Genomic DNA, 1,275 nt, shown 5'->3' on the forward strand with positions numbered 1-1,275 from the left:
AAATGCAGTCCTTTTGCTTCTTTGGGTCACTCCGAAAGTGTACTTCATTTGGTACTAAAAGAATTAGCTCATAACACATCAAATATTTTATGTAATTGTATTTTTTTTATTATAATGTAATATTAACATAATATGTAAAAAGGATATTAATTTTGAGAACAATAAGATTAGATATAGAAACAAGAGAAAAAAGTTTTTTGTCTCCCGCAGCATCATTTTCTTCAAACAGCAAAGGCTGCCAACAACCAAGAGAAGAAGATGATATAAGAACACTTTATATGCAAGACAGAGACAGAATCATACATAGCGAATATTTTAGAAGATTAAAGGACAAAGCACAAGTAATAATGCTCTCTGTTGGAGATTTTAGAACAAGACTCACACATACATTAGAAGTTATGCAAATAGCAAGAAGCATAGCAAGGGCATTGAGGCTTAATGAAGATTTAACAGAGGCTATAGCATTAGGACATGATTTGGGGCATTCACCATTTGGACATGCCGGAGAGAGAGCTATATCAAAATATTTCAAAGGATTTCATCATTCTGTGCAATCTTTAAGGGTGGTAGAACATTTAGAAAAAGGCAAAGGACTTAACCTCACATTTGAAGTAAGAGACGGTATATTAAAACACACTAAAGGAAAAACAGGAAAATTACTCACAGACTCATCAGGACCTTCAACTAATGAGGGTATGATTGTGAGAATTGCTGATACTATAGCTTATGCTAATCATGATGTTGATGATGCTATAAGATACGGACTTTTAAATTATCATGATATACCAAAAGATATAATAAATGTTCTTGGTAAGAGTTACGGAGAGAGGGCTGATACTATGATAATGGGGGTAATTAATGCTAGTATGGAGAAAATGGAAATAGATATAGATAAAGAAGTATTAAAGGCTATTAATGATTTAAGGGCTTTTATGTTTAAAAAAGTTTATGAGAGTAAAGAAATATTGGAAGATGTTGATAGGGTAAACAGAATAATATCTAGTATATTTGAATATTTATTAAAACATTTAGAAATTATAGAAGAAGATAAATTATTTAAAAAAGCAGATATAGCCTATAGCAGTGATGAAGAATTGGTAAAAGATTACGTAGCACATCTTACAGACTCTGAAGCTATTAAACTTCATAAGTCTATTACCTACGGCAAACTTAATTCTATTTAAAAATAGTTATAAGGAAACAAATATATTTTCTTGATTTTTTGTGAAATAACTATATTTTGCCATATAAGTTTTTTATTCAACTTTTTCCCGC

Annotated in this window: 1 protein-coding gene; it reads left to right on the forward strand. The window is 30.4% G+C overall.

What is annotated here, in order from left to right; all coding sequences use genetic code 11:
- The first annotated feature begins 152 nt into the window (after positions 1-152).
- Positions 153-1,184 (forward strand): deoxyguanosinetriphosphate triphosphohydrolase, encoded by a 1,032-nt coding sequence (locus tag E6A48_RS11495; protein WP_219710449.1) that lies wholly within the window; start codon positions 153-155, stop codon positions 1,182-1,184.
- Positions 1,185-1,275 lie beyond the last annotated feature (91 nt).

Origin of the sequence: Brachyspira pilosicoli (assembly GCF_019402445.1) — a bacterium.
In the GTDB taxonomy this organism is placed as follows: domain Bacteria; phylum Spirochaetota; class Brachyspiria; order Brachyspirales; family Brachyspiraceae; genus Brachyspira; species Brachyspira pilosicoli_B.